The organism is Rhodococcus sp. SMB37 (assembly GCF_004345605.1).
Classification (GTDB): Bacteria; Actinomycetota; Actinomycetes; order Mycobacteriales; family Mycobacteriaceae; genus Rhodococcus.
In genome coordinates this window covers 513,919-530,334 of sequence record NZ_SLVY01000001.1, presented here as the reverse complement: position 1 = coordinate 530,334, position 16,416 = coordinate 513,919, and the positions used below count along the sequence as shown (strand labels likewise).

Annotated in this window: 16 protein-coding genes and 1 pseudogene; 9 read left to right on the top strand and 8 right to left on the bottom strand. The window is 66.3% G+C overall.

Translation table 11 applies throughout. The features are described 5' to 3' along the window. Positions 1-12 precede the first annotated feature (12 nt). Complete coding sequence (locus EV641_RS02545) at positions 13-423, top strand: DUF302 domain-containing protein (RefSeq protein ID WP_054716536.1); 411 nt, start codon at positions 13-15, stop codon at positions 421-423. An 84-nt stretch (positions 424-507) separates the two neighbouring features. Here the strand turns inward: EV641_RS02545 and EV641_RS29125 are convergent, their stop codons facing one another. From EV641_RS29125 to EV641_RS02510, 8 genes and pseudogenes are all read right to left on the bottom strand, one after another. Then, entirely contained in the window at positions 508-648 is a 141-nt protein-coding gene (locus EV641_RS29125) for a hypothetical protein (protein WP_158289114.1), read from the bottom strand. Positions 649-1,086: 438 nt separating this feature from the next. Next, the gene (locus tag EV641_RS02540) at positions 1,087-1,620 is read right to left on the bottom strand and encodes a hypothetical protein (RefSeq protein ID WP_132470642.1); all 534 of its coding nucleotides are present in this window, start codon (positions 1,618-1,620) and stop codon (positions 1,087-1,089) included. 62 nt (positions 1,621-1,682) lie between these two features. Then, entirely contained in the window at positions 1,683-2,036 is a 354-nt protein-coding gene (locus tag EV641_RS02535) for a hypothetical protein (protein WP_054716514.1), read from the bottom strand. After that, positions 2,012-2,620 (bottom strand): hypothetical protein, encoded by a 609-nt coding sequence (locus EV641_RS02530; protein WP_132470638.1) that lies wholly within the window; start codon positions 2,618-2,620, stop codon positions 2,012-2,014. The genes EV641_RS02535 and EV641_RS02530 overlap by 25 nt, the downstream gene beginning before the upstream one ends. Before the next feature lie 4 nt (positions 2,621-2,624). After that, a complete protein-coding gene (locus EV641_RS02525; protein ID WP_132470636.1) occupies positions 2,625-2,909 on the bottom strand; it encodes a hypothetical protein in 285 nt (94 codons plus the stop codon). Between the two features lie 80 nt (positions 2,910-2,989). Further along, positions 2,990-3,232: pseudogene (locus EV641_RS30235) on the bottom strand (SAV_915 family protein); the annotation flags it as partial. 159 nt (positions 3,233-3,391) lie between these two features. After that, the gene (gene thiD, locus EV641_RS02515; protein WP_132470634.1) at positions 3,392-4,183 is read right to left on the bottom strand and encodes a bifunctional hydroxymethylpyrimidine kinase/phosphomethylpyrimidine kinase; all 792 of its coding nucleotides are present in this window, start codon (positions 4,181-4,183) and stop codon (positions 3,392-3,394) included. Positions 4,184-4,310: 127 nt separating this feature from the next. Then, on the bottom strand, positions 4,311-4,610 hold the full coding sequence (locus EV641_RS02510; protein WP_132470632.1) for a hypothetical protein: 300 nt from the start codon (positions 4,608-4,610) through the stop codon (positions 4,311-4,313). Positions 4,611-4,761: 151 nt separating this feature from the next. Between EV641_RS02510 and EV641_RS02505 the strand changes: the two genes are divergently transcribed. The 8 genes from EV641_RS02505 to rpmA all read left to right on the top strand — a co-directional run bounded on the left by EV641_RS02505 (position 4,762) and on the right by rpmA (position 16,307). Then, positions 4,762-6,753: an alpha/beta fold hydrolase gene (locus EV641_RS02505; RefSeq protein WP_132470631.1), complete on the top strand. Its 1,992-nt coding sequence runs from the start codon at positions 4,762-4,764 to the stop codon at positions 6,751-6,753. Positions 6,754-6,814: 61 nt separating this feature from the next. Then, the gene (locus EV641_RS02500; protein WP_132470630.1) at positions 6,815-9,484 is read left to right on the top strand and encodes a valine--tRNA ligase; all 2,670 of its coding nucleotides are present in this window, start codon (positions 6,815-6,817) and stop codon (positions 9,482-9,484) included. Continuing rightward, a complete protein-coding gene (locus EV641_RS02495; protein ID WP_132470628.1) occupies positions 9,481-10,920 on the top strand; it encodes a folylpolyglutamate synthase/dihydrofolate synthase family protein in 1,440 nt (479 codons plus the stop codon). Before EV641_RS02500 ends, EV641_RS02495 begins: the two co-directional genes overlap by 4 nt. Positions 10,921-11,048: 128 nt before the next feature. Then, positions 11,049-11,378, top strand: coding sequence for a DUF4233 domain-containing protein (locus EV641_RS02490; RefSeq protein ID WP_132470785.1), 330 nt, complete (start codon positions 11,049-11,051; stop codon positions 11,376-11,378). 17 nt (positions 11,379-11,395) lie between these two features. Continuing rightward, positions 11,396-11,815: a nucleoside-diphosphate kinase gene (gene ndk, locus EV641_RS02485; RefSeq protein ID WP_054717293.1), complete on the top strand. Its 420-nt coding sequence runs from the start codon at positions 11,396-11,398 to the stop codon at positions 11,813-11,815. A gap of 389 nt (positions 11,816-12,204) precedes the next feature. Next, on the top strand, positions 12,205-15,471 hold the full coding sequence (locus tag EV641_RS02480) for a translation initiation factor IF-2 N-terminal domain-containing protein (protein WP_132470626.1): 3,267 nt from the start codon (positions 12,205-12,207) through the stop codon (positions 15,469-15,471). Between the two features lie 224 nt (positions 15,472-15,695). Continuing rightward, positions 15,696-16,007 (top strand): 50S ribosomal protein L21, encoded by a 312-nt coding sequence (gene rplU / locus EV641_RS02475; RefSeq protein ID WP_054720120.1) that lies wholly within the window; start codon positions 15,696-15,698, stop codon positions 16,005-16,007. 36 nt (positions 16,008-16,043) lie between these two features. Continuing rightward, positions 16,044-16,307, top strand: coding sequence for a 50S ribosomal protein L27 (gene rpmA, locus EV641_RS02470; RefSeq protein ID WP_054720124.1), 264 nt, complete (start codon positions 16,044-16,046; stop codon positions 16,305-16,307). Positions 16,308-16,416: the final 109 nt, after the last annotated feature.

The window sequence follows — 16,416 nt, the reverse complement described above, 5'->3', positions numbered from 1 at the left end:
AGGATGACGAACATGGATCTTGCACTGTCGACGACACTTCGCGCGCCGCTTGCCGAAGCTGTAGAGCGCACTCGTAAAGCACTGTCCGAACAAGGTTTCGGCGTTCTCACCGAGATCGATATGCAAGCGACCTTGAAGTCGAAGCTCGACGCGGACCTGGAGGACTACATCATCCTCGGCGCCTGTAATCCGCCGCTTGCGCACCGGGCAGTCACCGCGGATCCGCAAATCGGGTTGCTGTTGCCCTGTAATGTCGTGGTCCGCCGCGACCGCACCGACCCCGAAGCCGTCGTGATCGATGCGATGAATCCGCAGTTGATGATGCAGTTCGCCGATGAGGAGGGGCTCCGTGAGGTGGCGGAGGCCGCCACCGCCGCGTTGCAGTCGGCGATCGACTCGTTGTCGAGCGACGAGTCGAACTGACAACTCCTGCTGCTGGCGATCGGAGCTCGACCCGCGCTCTTCCCGCCCGCGGGTCCGGTTTTCGCGATTCCGATTCGAAAGGTGTTACGCGCCTTGCCGCACCGTGTCGAACGGGGTGTGCGCCGATACCTGAGCCTTGATGCCTGCGGTCACGGACTCTTCGGCCGTCTTCACTGCCTCGGTCACCGCGCTGCCGTCGCTGCGGCGGGGTTCGAAATAGTCCACGCGGAGTATGCTCCCGATGCCACCGAATGGTGGGACGAAGTCGCGCGTCATGACCCCTTCGCCGAAGCCGAGCCCGACGGCGACCCGACGACTCGGCGCGTCGATGCGGGTCGATGGACAAGCTTCGGCATTGTGATTGCGCGCAAGCCCCTCCACCTGAGCTCTTCGGATCGTATCGAGGCAGCCAGTGTTGACCGCGCAACCGAACCAGAGGGCCGATCTGTGGTGGGTGCGTCGCTCCTGCTCCAATGCGATTTCGGGGGCAACCCGGAAACCATTCGATGTTCGGGTTCGCTGAGGGCGCTGGCGAACAGATTGCCGAGCGGTCAGCCGATCGGGGTGAGATATCCGGCGAGCCTCATCACGGATGCTCGAGAGGAGTCGGAATTCAGATGCCGTGGGCACCAGCGAGTCTGTGACCGTGGGGGTATGGCCTGGTCATGACAGTTGGTGGGGATCTACCGTGAGAGTGGGGAGGGGTACGGGTTGTGTCTGGGATCGCCACCATGTCTTGGGCGCGTGGGAGCGAAGGGCATCGACGGTGCGTGCGATGGCCGCGGCGTCGCGCAGTTCCTCGCGGGCTGTGGGGTTTTCGGTGTACCGGTTGAGGGCTGCGTCGATGATTTCAGGAGCAATACGGTAGCGGCGACGATCGGTGCTGACGGTGATGATGGGCTTGCGTGGCCGTGACGGGTGAGCATGAAAGGTGTGGCGCTTGTCGATGTTCATCCACAGGCGCGGCACGCGGGAGGAGATGACCACTCGGTGCTCGGGTCCGATGTGGACCCTCGCGAACAGGCTGTCGCTGTTGAACAAGTATTGACTGACGCTGTCCCAGGGCACCCACGCATCGTTGACGTAGCCCCGTATCCGAATCCCGTCATGTCGAATGGCGATGTAGCCGGGACAGATACGATGAAGCGCCATCAGGGCAACGACTCCCACCTGCCAGCCCGAGACGATGACGATCATCAGTGTCCAACCTGAGGCAAACGGGTGGGGTCCAGGACCGAATCCGAGATTCACCATCATGATCAGGACTGCGGTGGCCGCGGCGAGTTGACCGCGACCCCGAGATCTTTGAGGGAGAGTGCGGCTTCGACCAATTCGCTGCCGCCGGCGTCGAGTGTGCTCATGATGCCAGCCGAGGAGTCTTCGTAGAGATGGTCGACCCCGCCTGAGGCGAAGATGCCGACCACTGTCCCGGCCAGCGCGCCGCCGAGGGTGCCGAGCCCGGGAAACGCTGATCCGATCAGTGCTCCAGCGGCAATCGAAGTCGCGAGGCCGGCGGAGTTGGAGACCACGGCTTGTTCGAGTGATTCTCCACCGCCGTTGTAGTCGACACCGACACCGGCGACCAGGCTCAGCGCTCCCACGCCGACAGCCATCCGCCCCGGAACGTCCGCCAGCTGTGCGTGGCGTGTAGTCGTTGCGGCGAGATCGTCGGCGGTGCCCTGAGCTGCCCGTAGAGCCGCCGCACCTCGTCGTACGGCGTCCCGTCAGGTAGGTCGGGTACAAACTGCATCGACTGCAGAGATTGCCGCGTGAGGCCCTCGGCGTATTCTGCGAGACCTTGCACCGTCTTCTTCAATTCTGCGGTCAGGTAGTCGAGCCCGGTACTGGTGGTGAACGACGCAGCCCACACTTCACCCGCCCATCGGTTGGCGACTGCGGCCACCTCACGCGCCCAGCGCGCGTGAATGTCCTGCGCCGCGGCTGCGGCGTCGTTGTACGCGCGGAGGACGGTCTCGTCCGAATCGGGAGCGGGATCGGCAATGGTGTTGCACACCACGGACAATCCAGAGGCCGCGGCTCGATCACAGAGCTCCGCCATATCGGCGAGCACCGAAGCCAAGGCGGCGGTTGCGTTGTCCCCTGTGCCCTCGACAGCGGCCGCAAGACTTCGGCGGATCCAATCTCCGATCCGGGAGATGTCTGCGGGATCGCCGTCGATGAATGTGTCGATCGGCATCGGATCACTCGTCCATGTCGGACAGGCGGGCCACGAGGTACGTAGCAGTGTCGTCGTCGGTTCGGCGGTATGCGGCCGCGCATCCGCCGAGAACCATCCCACTCGAACCGAGTGTCGCGACGAGACCGGTGAGGTCGGCGGCCACCTGCGCGAGGATTCCGGTGAGTGCGCCTGTTGCGGCACCTGCGCGCACCGAATCGGGGAGATGTCGACCGATGTCGGCTGCAGCATAGGCGGATGTTTCGTATCGCTCTGCGGCACGGTCGAGTTCGTCGGGATCGACGTACAACGTAATCGCGTGGGCTGCTGCGTCGGTGTGTTCCCGTTGTGGTACGCGCCCCGGCGTTCGTGCTCGGGGATCTCCATGTCGAGCACGAGCACGTCCCACGAGTACACCTCGCGCAGTCGTGGGAGTAACTGCGCGGGAACGACAAGCCAGGGTTGCATGTCGCCGCAGCAGGACGCCAGACGATCGAGGGCCGTGTAGGCGAGCAAGGCCATGCGACCGTCGCTGAGGTATCTCAGATCGACGACGGCATCAGCCGGGTCGGAAACCGCCTGGGCGCACGGAAGATACAGATACGGCGGCAGCGCCGGTGGTGCGTCGGTCACGACGATCCCCCCACGATCGTGTCAGCAAATGCTCGACCCCCCAGGCCGAACACGTCGACGCCGACAATAGCAAGATCGGTTCCCGACCCGGCAGCGTGACGCGATACTTCGGTGTGTGCTTCTGGTAGCAGGGGCTACCAAAAGCACGCACGGGTGCGGCTACGCGCCTTGCCAAACCGTGTCGAACGGGGTGTGCGCCGAGACGCGACCCTTGATGCCATTCGTGACGAAATCCTTTGCGGCCTTGACGGCTTCGGAGACCTCGGTGCCCTTCGCGAGTTCCGCGGTGATAGCGGCTGCCAGCGTGCAGCCGGCGCCGGACACGCGTTCGTTGCCGACCTTCGGCGCGGTCAGGAGTGTGACGTTCTCGCCGTCGAACAACACATCGACCGCTTCGTCACCGGGCAACTCCACGCCGCCCTTCGCCACCACGTACTTCGGGCCGAGATCGTGGATACGGCGAGCCGCCTCGGTCAGGTCTTCGATCGACTCGATGGCGTCCATACCCGACAGCGTCTGAGCTTCGAACAGGTTGGGGGTGATCACCGTCGCATGGGGCAGGATATGTCGACGCAATGCGTTGTCGGTGTCGAGGGCTGCGCCGGGTTCCTGACCCTTGCAGATCAGAACCGGATCGAGCACCACGTGCCGCCAGGAGGATTTGCCCAGCCCGTCCGCGACGACGTCGATGGTCGCAGGCGTGCCCAGCATTCCGATCTTCACGACGTCCAGGTTGTGCGCGGACGTGGCGGCCTCGATCTGATCGGCGATGACCTCGGCCGGCACCGGGAAGAAGCGGTGACCCCAGTTGTTCTTCGGATCGAACGAGACGATGCACGTCGTCGTGCCGACGCCGTACACCCCGAGCTGCTGGAACGTCTTGAGATCGACCTGCAGGCCTGCGCCGCCGGTCGCTTCCGACCCGGCGATGGTATATGCGAGATCGACCACTGTACGTTCTCCGTTCGATATCGGGGAGACGAAACCCGAACTGTTTCGTCGACCGACCAGGTTACAACCGGCGGCCGGACTCCCGCTGATCGCGTCACTCAGAGCGTCCGAAGCGTATCCCTGGGTGTCACCTGCTGACGAGCTGAGACGCCACTGCGGTGCCTGCGGCGACGACGCCGACCGCCGGCCAGGCACCGATCTGCTTCGCCAAGGGATGCGACGCGCCGAACGCGCCCACGTAGGTGGCGACGAGCACCGCCGTGCGGGCGGGACCGCTCGTGCGTGCCCAATGCGTCCCACATACGGCGCCGACGACGCCCAGCACAGCGCCCCCGAGCGGACGGTTACCGGTCCGGCGTGCGACGGCGTAGCCGCCGACGAGTCCGCCTGCGGCGAGGGCGGACACGGCGGTCTTGTTCAGGGCCATGAGATCTCCTTACTGGGTGCTTGTCCAGCTTTCCCTTCACGGTAACCCGACTGCGAATCTGCCCATCGTCACGATGGTCGCCATCTCGGCCGACTCGATCGAACGGCGTGACGCGTGCCGGAGTTCCCGGCCGCGCTCTAAGGTTCTGGGCATGACGGCCTTCGACGACCTCGACGACTACCTTGCGCTACCGCGTGCCACGAGGCTTGTGATGTCGCCCGATGGCGCCCGGCTGGTTCTCGCGCAATCGACCCTCGACGACACGGCCACGTCGTTCGTCGGTGCACTATGGGATATCGACCCCTCGGGCGGCGAACCAGCACGCCGGCTGACTCATGGTCCGAAGGGGGAGTCGAACCCCGCGTTCAGTGCCACCGGCGATGTCCTCTTCACCGCGGTCCGGGGAGGAGACGACGAGCCGGCGACGCTGTGGCGCCTTCCTGCCGCCGGTGGTGAAGCCGAGCAGGTGGTCGCTCGAAAAGGTGGTGTTGCAGGAGTGCATTCCGCCTCCCATGCAGACCGGATCGTGCTCGCCGCGAACGTGCTCGGCCACAGCGACACCGACGACGAACGCGTCCGTGCCACACGCAAGGACCTCGGAGTTTCGGCCGTGATGCACACCGGATACCCGGTCCGGTACTGGGACCACGACCTCGGCCCGGACCGCCCACACCTGCTCACCATCGGAGCCGACGGAGAGCCCACCGACCTGACACCGGGCGTCCGCAGCTCGCTGCGCAACGTGCACCTCGACGTCGCTGCGGACGGCACGTTCGCCGCGTCGACCTGGGTCGTGGCCGGGCCGCTAGCTTCGCGGCGCACGACACTCGTGCGGATCGACCTGACCACCGGACTACGCACGCCGCTGGTGGACGACGAGACAGGCGACGCGACCCATCCGATGCTGTCGCCGGACGGAAGCAGGCTCGCGTATCTACACGAAGCGCTGAGCGATTCGGACACGCCGCCGCGGATCACTCTGCGTGTACTCGACATCGCCCGCGGAACCACCACCGTCGAAGTTCCCGACTGGGACCGTCGACCCATGTCCATCGCGTGGCTGCCCGACAGCACAGGCCTCGTACTCACGGCAGACGAGCACGGCCGCGGCCCGATCTTCGTGCAGCGGCCAGGAACCGGCCATCCCGAGCGGCTCACAGTCGACGACGCCGTATACACCGACGTGTCCGTCGCCCCCGACGGCTCCGCGCTGTATGCACTTCGCGCATCGTGCGCGGCGCCGCCGCACCCTGTGCGTGTCGCGTTGACCGGCCCCGACGCCGGAACGGTGACACCGCTCCGCGCGCCCGCGCTGCTACCGGATCTGCCGGGACATCTGGTCGACGTCACCGCCACGGCCGACGACGGCACTCCTGTCCGAGGCTGGCTCGCTCTCCCGGACACCGCGACGACGGATACCCCGGCACCGCTGCTGCTGTGGATCCACGGCGGTCCGCTGAGCAGCTGGAATACATGGTCGTGGAGGTGGAATCCGTGGCTGCTGGTTGCGCGCGGCTACGCGGTCCTGCTACCCGACCCGGCGTTGTCGACCGGATATGGCGACGATTTCATCCGCCGCGGCTGGGGCCGATGGGGAAGGGAGCCGTATACCGACCTCATGGCGATCACCGACGCTGCTGAGTCCCGCCCGGACATCGATGCCGAGCGGACCGCTGCGATGGGTGGATCTTTCGGTGGGTACATGGCCAACTGGGTCGCAGGGCACACCGACCGCTTCCGGGCGATCGTCACGCACGCGAGCCTGTGGGCTCTCGATCAGTTCGTCCCCACCACCGACGTTGCGTGGTATTGGCAGCGGGAGATGACACCCGAGATGGCCGTCGAGAACTCGCCGCATCTGTATGTCGCCGACATCGTCACGCCGATGCTCGTCATCCACGGCGACAAGGATTATCGTGTGCCCATTGGGGAAGCACTGCGCCTCTGGTACGAGTTGCTCAACGAATCCGGTTTGCCCGCGGAGGACGACGGCACCACCGCCCACCGCTTCCTCTACTTCCCGAACGAGAACCACTGGGTGCTCAGCCCACAGCACACCAAGATCTGGTATCAGGCCGTCGAGGCATTCTTGTCCGAACACGTCCTCGGCGCGCCGATCGAGCTGCCGGAGGTTCTCGGGTGAGTCCGGAAGGCACTCCCGGGCCGTGTCCTGGTGATTTGGGCCATCCGCTTACGATTGTCGGGTGACCAGTGCGCCAGAGAACCCGCAGAACCCCGCCGACGCCCTCCCCAAGAGCTGGGACCCCAGCGCAGTAGAAGGTGAGCTGTATCAGCGCTGGGTCGACGCCGGGTACTTCGAGGCCGACCCGGCGAGCGACAAGCCCGGATACTCGATCGTGCTGCCGCCTCCGAACGTCACCGGCAGTCTGCACATGGGCCACGCGCTCGACCACACGCTTATGGATGCGCTCACGCGCCGCAAGCGGATGCAGGGCTTCGAGGTGCTGTGGTTGCCCGGCATGGACCACGCCGGCATCGCGACGCAGACCGTGGTCGAGAAGCAACTAGCGGTCGACGGCAAGACCAAGGAAGACTTCGGCCGCGAACTGTTCATCGACAAGGTCTGGGACTGGAAACGTGAGTCCGGCGGCACCATCCAGGGCCAGATGCGGCGCATCGGTGATGGAGTGGACTGGTCCCGCGACCGCTTCACGATGGACGACGGCCTGTCCCGCGCCGTCCAGACCATCTTCAAGCGGATGTACGACGACGGCCTCATCTACCGCGCCGAACGACTCGTGAACTGGTCACCTGTGCTGCAGACCGCGATCTCCGACATCGAGGTCAAGTTCGAAGAGGTCGAGGGCGAACTCGTCTCCCTGCGCTACGGCTCCCTCGACGACGACGAGCCTCACGTCATCGTCGCGACCACCCGTGTCGAGACGATGCTCGGCGATACCGCGGTGGCCGTCCACCCCGAGGACGAGCGCTACAAGCACCTACTCGGCACCACCCTCGAGCACCCGATCACCGGCCGGCAGATCCCGATCATCGCCGACGAGTACGTCGACCCCGAGTTCGGTACCGGCGCCGTGAAAATCACCCCGGCTCACGACCCCAACGACTTCGAGATGGGCCTGCGGCACAACCTGCCGATGCCCACGATCATGGACAAGACCGGCAAGATCGCCGACTCGGGCACCCGATTCGACGGCATGGACCGCTTCGAAGCCCGTGTCAAGATCCGTGAGGAACTTGCCGAGCAAGGCCGCGTCGTCGCCGAGAAGCGCCCCTACCTGCACAGCGTCGGGCACTCGGAGCGTTCCGGCGAGACCATCGAACCGCGCCTGTCGATGCAGTGGTGGGTCAAGGTCGAAGCTTTGGCCAAGTCCGCCGGTGACGCTGTGCGCGGCGGCGACATGGTGATCCACCCCAAGAGCCAGGAACCGCGCTGGTTCGACTGGATCGACAACATGCACGACTGGTGCATCTCGCGTCAGCTGTGGTGGGGTCACCGCATCCCGATCTGGTACGGCCCCGACGGCGAGGTCGAGTGCTTCGGCCCCGACGAGACAGCCCCCGAGGGCTGGGAGCAGGACCCCGACGTGCTCGACACGTGGTTCTCCTCGGGTCTGTGGCCGTTCTCCACCATGGGCTGGCCGGCGCAGACCTCCGAGCTCGACAAGTTCTATCCCACAAGCGTTCTCGTCACCGGCTACGACATCCTGTTCTTCTGGGTCGCCCGCATGATGATGTTCGGCACCTACGTCTCCGGTGACGAGTCGCTGGGCGGCGGTGAGGGCGGAACGGTTCCGTTCAAGGACCTGTTCCTGCACGGCCTGGTCCGCGACCAGTTCGGCAAGAAGATGTCGAAGTCGCGCGGCAACGGTATCGATCCTCTCGACTGGGTAGACCGGTTCGGTGCCGATGCCCTGCGCTTCACCCTTGCGCGCGGTGCGAACCCCGGCAGCGACCTCGCCGTCGGTGAAGACCACGCGCAGTCGTCGCGGAACTTCGCGAACAAGCTGTTCAACGCGACGAAGTTCGCGCTCATGAACGGCGCGGTCATCGGAGAGCTTCCCGCCCGCGATGCTCTCACCGACGCAGACCGCTGGATCCTCGACCGGCTCGATCAGGTTCGCACCGAGGTCGACGAGGCATTCGACCGCTACGAGTTCTCCAAGGCCTGCGAGGCGCTCTACCACTTCGCGTGGGACGAGGTCTGCGACTGGTATCTCGAGCTCGCCAAGGTCCAGCTCACCGAGGGCAGCGCCTACGTCGACGGCACCAAGGTCGTCCTCGGGACGGTTCTCGACGCACTGCTGCGCCTGCTGCACCCGGTGATCCCGTTCGTCACCGAGACCCTGTGGAAGGTGCTGACCGGTGGCGAATCCCTCGTGATCGCCGAGTGGCCGGCGGCATCCGGTGTCGCGGCCGACGCCGACTCCTCCCGTCGCATCGAAGACCTGCAGAAACTCGTCACCGAGATCCGTCGTTTCCGTAGCGATCAGGGACTCAAGCCGTCGCAGAAGGTCGCGGCACGCCTTGTGAGTATCGACTCTGCGGACCTCGAAGCGCAGGTGCCTGCGGTGCAGTCGCTGGCGCGGCTCACCTCTCCGGACGACGGATTCAGCGCGTCGGCATCGATCGAGGTGCGCCTGAGCCGCGCCACCGTCACCGTCGAGCTCGACACGTCGGGCACGATCGACATCGGCGCGGAGATCGCGCGTCTGCGCAAGGACCTCACGGCAGCGGAGAAGGAACTCGCCGGTACGACGGCCAAGCTCGGCAACGAGGCCTTCCTGTCGAAGGCACCCGCTCCGGTCGTCGAGAAGATCACGAGCCGCAAGCAGATCGCCGAGGAAGAAATCGCCCGCATCACCGCGCGGCTGAAGGAGCTGGGACAGGCATGAGTGCCGACAATCCGGCATCCGCAGATCGGCCGGACGTCCCGTCCCCGGTCGACCTCGCGGAGTTGACGCTGGTCGAAGCGGAACTCGACCGACGCTGGCCGGAGACGAGGATCGAGCCGTCGCTCGCCCGGATCTCCGCGTTGATGGACATCCTCGGTTCGCCGCAGCACAACTACCCGTCGATCCACGTTGCGGGGACGAACGGCAAGACCTCGGTGGCGCGGATGATCGATGCGCTGCTGACCCGGATGCAACATCGGACCGGTCGGACGACAAGTCCGCACCTGCAGATCGCCACAGAACGGATCAGCGTCGACGGCGCCCCGATCTCGCCACGCACCTACGTCGACACCTACCGCGACATCGAGCCGTATGTCCGGATGGTCGACGAACAGTCCGAGGCTGCAGGCGGCCCGAAGATGAGCAAGTTCGAGGTGACCACCGCGATGGCCTTCGCGGCGTTCGCCGATGCGCCCGTCGACGTCGCTATCGTCGAGGTCGGACTGGGCGGACGCTGGGACGCCACGAACGTCGTCACCGGTCAGGTTGCCGTGATCACCCCGATCGGCATCGACCACACCGGGTATCTCGGTGAGTCGCTCACCGAGATCGCGGGGGAGAAGGCCGGGATCATCAAGAAAGCCCCCGAGGACGGGCTCGTGCCCCGCGACACCGTCGCGATCATCGCGCAGCAGGAACCCGAAGCGATGGATGTGTTGCTGCGGCAGGCCGTCGAGGCCGACGCCGCGGTCGCTCGTCAGGGCTCGGAGTTCTCCGTAGTGCGCCGCGCCGTTGCGGTCGGGGGGCAGCAGTTCGATCTGCAGGGGCTCGGCGGCCTGTACACCGACATCTTCCTGCCACTCCACGGCGAGCATCAGGCGTTCAATGCATCCCTCGCCCTCGCCGCCGTCGAAGCCTTCTTCGGGGCAGGGCCCGACAAGCAGCTCGACGTCGACACCGTGCGCGAAGCCTTCGCGTCGGTCGTCAACCCTGGCCGCCTCGAACGGGTGCGGAATGCACCGACGGTGTTCCTCGACGCCGCGCACAATCCGCACGGCGCCAAGGCCCTCGCCGCAGCGCTGGCAGGCGAATTCGATTTCCGCAAACTCGTCGGCGTGGTCAGCGTGATGGCCGACAAGGACGTCGCGGGACTCATCGAGGCACTCGAGCCGGTGTTCGACGAGATCGTGGTGACCCACAACGGTTCGCCGCGCGCCATGGACGTCGATGATCTCGCGAACGTCGCAGTCGCGCGTTTCGGTGACGAACGCGTGGTCACCGCAGCCGACCTGCCCGACGCGATCGAGACCGCCATCGCGATCGCGGAGGAGGTCGGCGATCCGGGCGAAGCGGTGTCGGGCGCCGGTGTCGTCGTGACCGGCTCGGTCGTGACTGCCGGAGCGGCGCGCACACTTTTCGGAAAGGACCCTGCGTGAGCAGCGATAACCCAACGGCCGGGGACAACTCCGAGATCTCCGACGGCAACGAGACGGGGGAGGCCGGCGCCGAGTCGCCGCAGTTCCTCCCGCCGACGACCGACCCGTGGAAGGGATTCCGCGGTGTGATGGCCGGCACGCTCGTGCTCGAAGCGATCGTCGTGCTGCTGGTGCTCCCGGTGATCGCGACGCTCGGTGGCGGATTGACGCCCGTGTCCACCGGATACGTCGTGGGGCTTGCCGTGTTGATGTTCCTCGGTGCGGGTGTCCAGGGACGGTCGTGGGCGATTCCGTTCAACATCGTCCTGCAGGTTCTGACGGTGCTGGGGTTCTTCGTCGACCTCGCGTTCGGGGCGATCGGCATCCTGTTCTGTGTCGTCTGGGCATACATCCTCTACCTGCGTAAAGACATCAAAGACCGTGAGCGACGGGGTCTGCTTCCCGGCCAGCGTGGCTGAACCACTACGCTGTCTCCGTGACTGAGCGGACCCTGGTACTCATCAAGCCCGACGGCGTTGCCCGCCGTCATGTCGGAGAAATCCTGTCGCGTATCGAGCGCAAGGGATTGAACATCGTGGCTCTCGAGCTGCGCACCGCCCCCGCAGACATCGCGGCGGCCCACTACGCGGAGCACGAAGGCAAGCCTTTCTACCCGGGCCTGCTCGAGTTCATCACCGGTGGCCCGCTGGTCGCTGCAGTGCTCGAAGGGCCGCGCGCGATCGCCGCGTTCCGTCAGCTCGCCGGCGGAACCGACCCCGTCGAGAAGGCCGTCCCGGGTTCGATCCGCGGCGACCTCGGACTCGAGGCCGGAGAGAATCTGGTGCACGGATCCGATTCCGTCGAATCGGCCGAGCGCGAGATCGCGCTGTGGTTCCCCGCACTCACGTCGGCGTAGACATCCGACCCTTCCGAACATGCGGAGCGGCGCCCTTCGGGGCGCCGTTGGCGTATCTGTGCATGTCTGTATGGGATACTGGGGGAGGTTGTACCGCACGAGCCCGCGCGGCACGACCGAAGACATCACGGATCGATGCCCGACATCGCTGTGGCCGAGGAACGCAGGAGATACCTCGCTCGGCCGCATGCTGGATGCACCGGCGCTCGAACTGCGATCAAGCCAGGCACCTCTCGGCCGTGCAGTGAAAACGGGCACCGGACGACCGAGTGATGCGAGACCGGAAGAACTCGCGCTGACTGCGTGAGTACACAAGCAGCGCCCCCGTGTGGCCGCTCACATCGCCTTTCCGCGGTGATGGACGCGCCCGGGGGTCTTAGGAGACTTACGTGGCCGATCAAGAGCCGCAGGAGAACAACTCAACCGAGGCGAATGCCCTGAACTTGCCCGCGAAGATCCGCGTGCACGCTCTTGCCAAGCTTCTCGGATTGACCAGCAAGCAGGTGATCGCAAAGGCCGGTGAACTCGGTACCGAGCTCCGTAGCGCCCACTCGACGCTTCCCCGCGAGGCCGCGGAGGAACTGCACGCCGCGTTGAGCGGTCCAGCCGAACAAGCCCCCGCGGCGCAGGCAGCACCAGCGGACACCGTGGAGCCTGCCGAGGCACCGGAGGTGGTCGAGGAGCCCGTCGTCGACGAGGCCCCAGTACGCGAAGAAATACCGGCGGTCGATGAGGCGTCGACCGGCACGACCCTCGAGCTCGACGACACGCAGGACGCTGCAGCCACCGAGCCGTTTGCCGCTGCTTCAGTGGGCGGCCCGACCGGATTGTTCACCTCTCTCGAGCAGGACACACCGCTGTTCGAGATGCCCGAACCGGCGCCCGCTTCGTCGACCGAGCAGGTTGCCGCACCGCTGTTCCTCCAGCCCGAGACTCCCTCGGACGAAGAGGGCGAAACTCGTCCGCGCCGTCGCCGCGCCCGCCGTGGCACTGCGACGTCGGCTGCTGACGAGGCTGCTGCGCCCGCGGAAGCCGCCGCCGACACCGGGGCGGAGACCGAGGCGTCCGCGGAGTCGACGGAGTCCGCCCCGGCCGAGGATCGCGACGAGCAGGACGAGCATCCCCGGCGTCGTCGCCGAGGCCGCCGTGGCCGTGGCCGTGGCCGTGGTGACAGCGCCGAGAACGAGCAGCAGGACGGGTCCGCCGAGCAGTCCGACAGCGAGAAGTCCGACCAGGCGAAGTCCGGAGACTCCGAGACCGGCGGCCCCGACGTGAAGGCTGCAGAGACCGCCGCGGACGAGACCGCTGCCGACGGTGCCGAGGACAGTACGTCCGACGAGTCCGAGGACAGCTCGGAAGACGACACCCAGGGCGACGGCACCTCCCGGCGTCGTCGGCGGCGTCGTCGTCGGCGTGGTACCGGCGACACAGCCGAGGCCACGTCCGAGGACGACCCGCCCAACACCGTCGTCCACGAGCGGGAACCGCGGACCAAGGCGCGGGCTGCGAAGGACGAGGTCCAGGGCATCAGTGGGTCGACCCGCCTCGAAGCGAAGCGTCAGCGTCGTCGCGACGGTCGCGAGGCCGGGCGCCGGCGCCCGCCGATCCTCACCGAATCGGAGTTCCTCGCCCGCCGCGAGGCCGTCGAGCGTGTCATGGTCGTCCGCGAGAAGGTCGACGGACCGCACGTCGGCATGACCCAGGTGGCCGTGCTCGAGGACGGCATCCTCGTCGAACACTTCGTGACCAGTGCCGGATCGGCATCGATGGTCGGCAACATCTACATCGGGCGGGTCCAGAACGTGCTTCCCTCGATGGAAGCTGCGTTCATCGACATCGGCCGCGGCCGCAACGGCGTGCTCTACGCCGGTGAGGTGAACTGGGAAGCGGCCGGCCTCGGTGGCCAGTCCCGCAAGATCGAGCAGGCCCTCAAGCCGGGCGACCAGGTGGTCGTGCAGGTGAGCAAGGATCCGGTCGGCCACAAGGGCGCACGTCTGACCACCCAGATCAGCCTTGCAGGACGATTCCTCGTGTACGTGCCGGGCGGCTCGTCGACGGGTATCAGCCGCAAGTTGCCCGACACCGAACGCAAGCGTCTCAAGGACATCCTCCGCGAGATCGTCCCGGCCGATGCCGGCGTGATCATCCGCACCGCCGCGGAAGGCGTCAGCGAGGACGAACTCGCCCGCGACGTCGCACGCCTGCAGTCGCAGTGGGAAGCCGTCCGCGAACAGGCCGACAAGGTGCAGTCCGATGGATCGGGCCAGCCGAAGGCGTTGTACGAGGAGCCGGACCTGCTGGTGAAGGTCGTCCGCGACCTGTTCAACGAGGACTTCTCCAAGCTGGTCATCGAAGGTGAGAAATCCTGGAACACCGTCGAGCACTACATCCGTACCGTTGCGCCCGACCTGCTTCCGCGGGTGGCGCGTTACCAATCGGACTCGACGGTCGATGTCTTCGGTGCGCACCGGATCGATGAGCAGCTCGCGAAGGCGCTGGACCGCAAGGTGTGGCTGCCGTCCGGCGGCACCCTCGTCATCGATCGCACCGAGGCGATGACCGTGGTCGACGTCAACACCGGCAAATTCACCGGAGCGGGCGGAAACCTCGAGGAGACCGTCACCCGCAACAACCTCGAAGCTGCCGAGGAGATCGTTCGGCAGATGCGCCTGCGCGACATCGGCGGCATGATCGTCGTCGACTTCATCGACATGGTGCTCGAGTCCAACCGCGATCTGGTGCTGCGCCGCCTCACCGAGGCGCTCGGGCGCGATCGCACCCGGCATCAGGTGTCCGAGGTGACGTCGCTCGGCCTCGTGCAGATGACGCGTAAGCGTCTCGGAACCGGGCTTGTGGAGGCGTTCTCCACGACCTGTGAGCATTGCCAGGGTCGTGGCATCATCGTGCATTCCGAGCCGATCGAGGCGAAGCCTGCGGAGGACTCCGGACGGTCGTCGCAGGGTGGGGGGTCGCGACGCAAGCGTGGTCGTGACAAGAGCAACCAGCAGCAGGAGCCCGTGGCCGAGCCTGTGGCCGCGTCCCCGGTGCCCGCTACCGACCCGGAGGAGGCCGCCAAGCGCGCGGCGCATCCGGTGGCGCTGGCGATGGCTGCGCACCAGACGCACGACAAGCCTGCCGACGACACCGAGACAACTGCGGAGCCGGCACCGGACGCCGGCAAGGCCGCCCCGGAGGAAGACGCTGTGGTCGCAGAGAAGCCGGACGTCGAGCCGGAAGAGCGGTCCTCCGAGGTTTCCGGTGATCCCGTGGCAGATCTCACAAAGGAATCGAAGGCTTCGGCGGAGCCGGTGGCGCCGGAACGCAGCGAGCAGCCAGAGCCTGTGAAGGCCGAGTCTGACCGGGTCGCGGAGCCCGAGCCCGCGAAGCCCGAGGCCGAGCAGACCGAGCCGGCTCCGCGCCGTCGGCGTGCCCGCAGGGTATCGCGGGCAGCAGCGGCGCCGGTCGACGATGTTGCAGGTGAACCCCGGGTGTTCGTGGTGCCGGTGCCTACGTCCGAGGCCACTCCGGAGCCCGCGGCGTCGGCACCGGCAGTGCCGTCGAACGACGGAGCCGATGAGGTGGAGATCGTTCGCCGTCCCCGTCGTCGTCGCGCTGCAGGGCGGCCTGCGGGGCCGCCGGTCGACGCCCAGGTGTGACCCGCTGAAGCCGGGTCGGCGCGCGTCGATCCGGCTTCGGTCACGCCTGGTTTGACCCTGGTAGTCACCTTCCCGTAATCTTGCACAGTCGCTACTCGGCGATACTGCCCAGCTGCGCCTGGATTCAGGAAGTCGGCGGGACCCGAGTCAGCAGCCACACCAGACCAGTCGTGTCGCAACACTGTGACGCGAGCACGTTCGAAGAAGCAAGGGGTAGCCGTCCGATGGCAACGTACGCGATCGTCAAGACCGGCGGTAAGCAGTACAAGGTCGCTGAGGGCGATCTCGTCAAGGTCGAGAAGATCGAGGGTGAGCCCGGCACGGCTGTCTCGCTTGCTCCGGTCCTCGTCGTCGACGGGTCCGCGCTGACCACCGACAGTGATGCGCTGGCCAAGGTTTCGGTCACCGCCGAGATCGTCGAGCACACCAAGGGTCCGAAGATCCGCATCCACAAGTTCAAGAACAAGACCGGGTACCACAAGCGCCAGGGCCACCGTCAGAAGCTGACGGTCGTCAAGGTCACCGGTATCAAGTAACTCGAACTTCGGCTTCACAACCCAGGAGGGTTCGTCATGGCACACAAGAAGGGCGCATCCAGCTCCCGCAACGGTCGCGATTCGAACGCACAGCGACTCGGCGTCAAGCGTTTCGGCGGGCAGTCCGTCAACGCAGGCGAGATCATCGTGCGTCAGCGTGGCACCCACTTCCACCCGGGCGTGAACGTGGGACGCGGCGGCGACGACACACTGTTCGCTCTCGAGGCCGGTGCTGTCGAGTTCGGCAGCAAGCGTGGTCGCAAGACCGTCAACATCGTCCCGGTCACGGCAGACGCCTGAGTCAGCCGTCCGATAAGGACACAGCGAGAGTATTCTCGCGACATACTCCCAATAGGGGCGGGCCAGGGTCGCACACCCTGACCCGCCCCTATTGTTGGTTTCATCGGTA

Excerpts from the sequence above, each read along its gene's own strand:
- EV641_RS02545 (WP_054716536.1), top strand. The coding sequence starts at position 13 with ATGGATCTTGCACTGTCGACGACACTTCGCGCGCCGCTTGCCGAAGCT.
- EV641_RS02540 (WP_132470642.1), bottom strand. The coding sequence starts at position 1,620 with ATGATCGTCATCGTCTCGGGCTGGCAGGTGGGAGTCGTTGCCCTGATG.
- EV641_RS02535 (WP_054716514.1), bottom strand. The coding sequence starts at position 2,036 with ATGGCTGTCGGCGTGGGAGCGCTGAGCCTGGTCGCCGGTGTCGGTGTC.
- EV641_RS02530 (WP_132470638.1), bottom strand. The coding sequence starts at position 2,620 with ATGCCGATCGACACATTCATCGACGGCGATCCCGCAGACATCTCCCGG.
- EV641_RS02510 (WP_132470632.1), bottom strand. The coding sequence starts at position 4,610 with ATGGCCCTGAACAAGACCGCCGTGTCCGCCCTCGCCGCAGGCGGACTC.
- EV641_RS02505 (WP_132470631.1), top strand. The coding sequence starts at position 4,762 with ATGACGGCCTTCGACGACCTCGACGACTACCTTGCGCTACCGCGTGCC.
- EV641_RS02495 (WP_132470628.1), top strand. The coding sequence starts at position 9,481 with ATGAGTGCCGACAATCCGGCATCCGCAGATCGGCCGGACGTCCCGTCC.
- EV641_RS02490 (WP_132470785.1), top strand. The coding sequence starts at position 11,049 with ATGGCCGGCACGCTCGTGCTCGAAGCGATCGTCGTGCTGCTGGTGCTC.
- rplU (WP_054720120.1), top strand. The coding sequence starts at position 15,696 with ATGGCAACGTACGCGATCGTCAAGACCGGCGGTAAGCAGTACAAGGTC.
- rpmA (WP_054720124.1), top strand. The coding sequence starts at position 16,044 with ATGGCACACAAGAAGGGCGCATCCAGCTCCCGCAACGGTCGCGATTCG.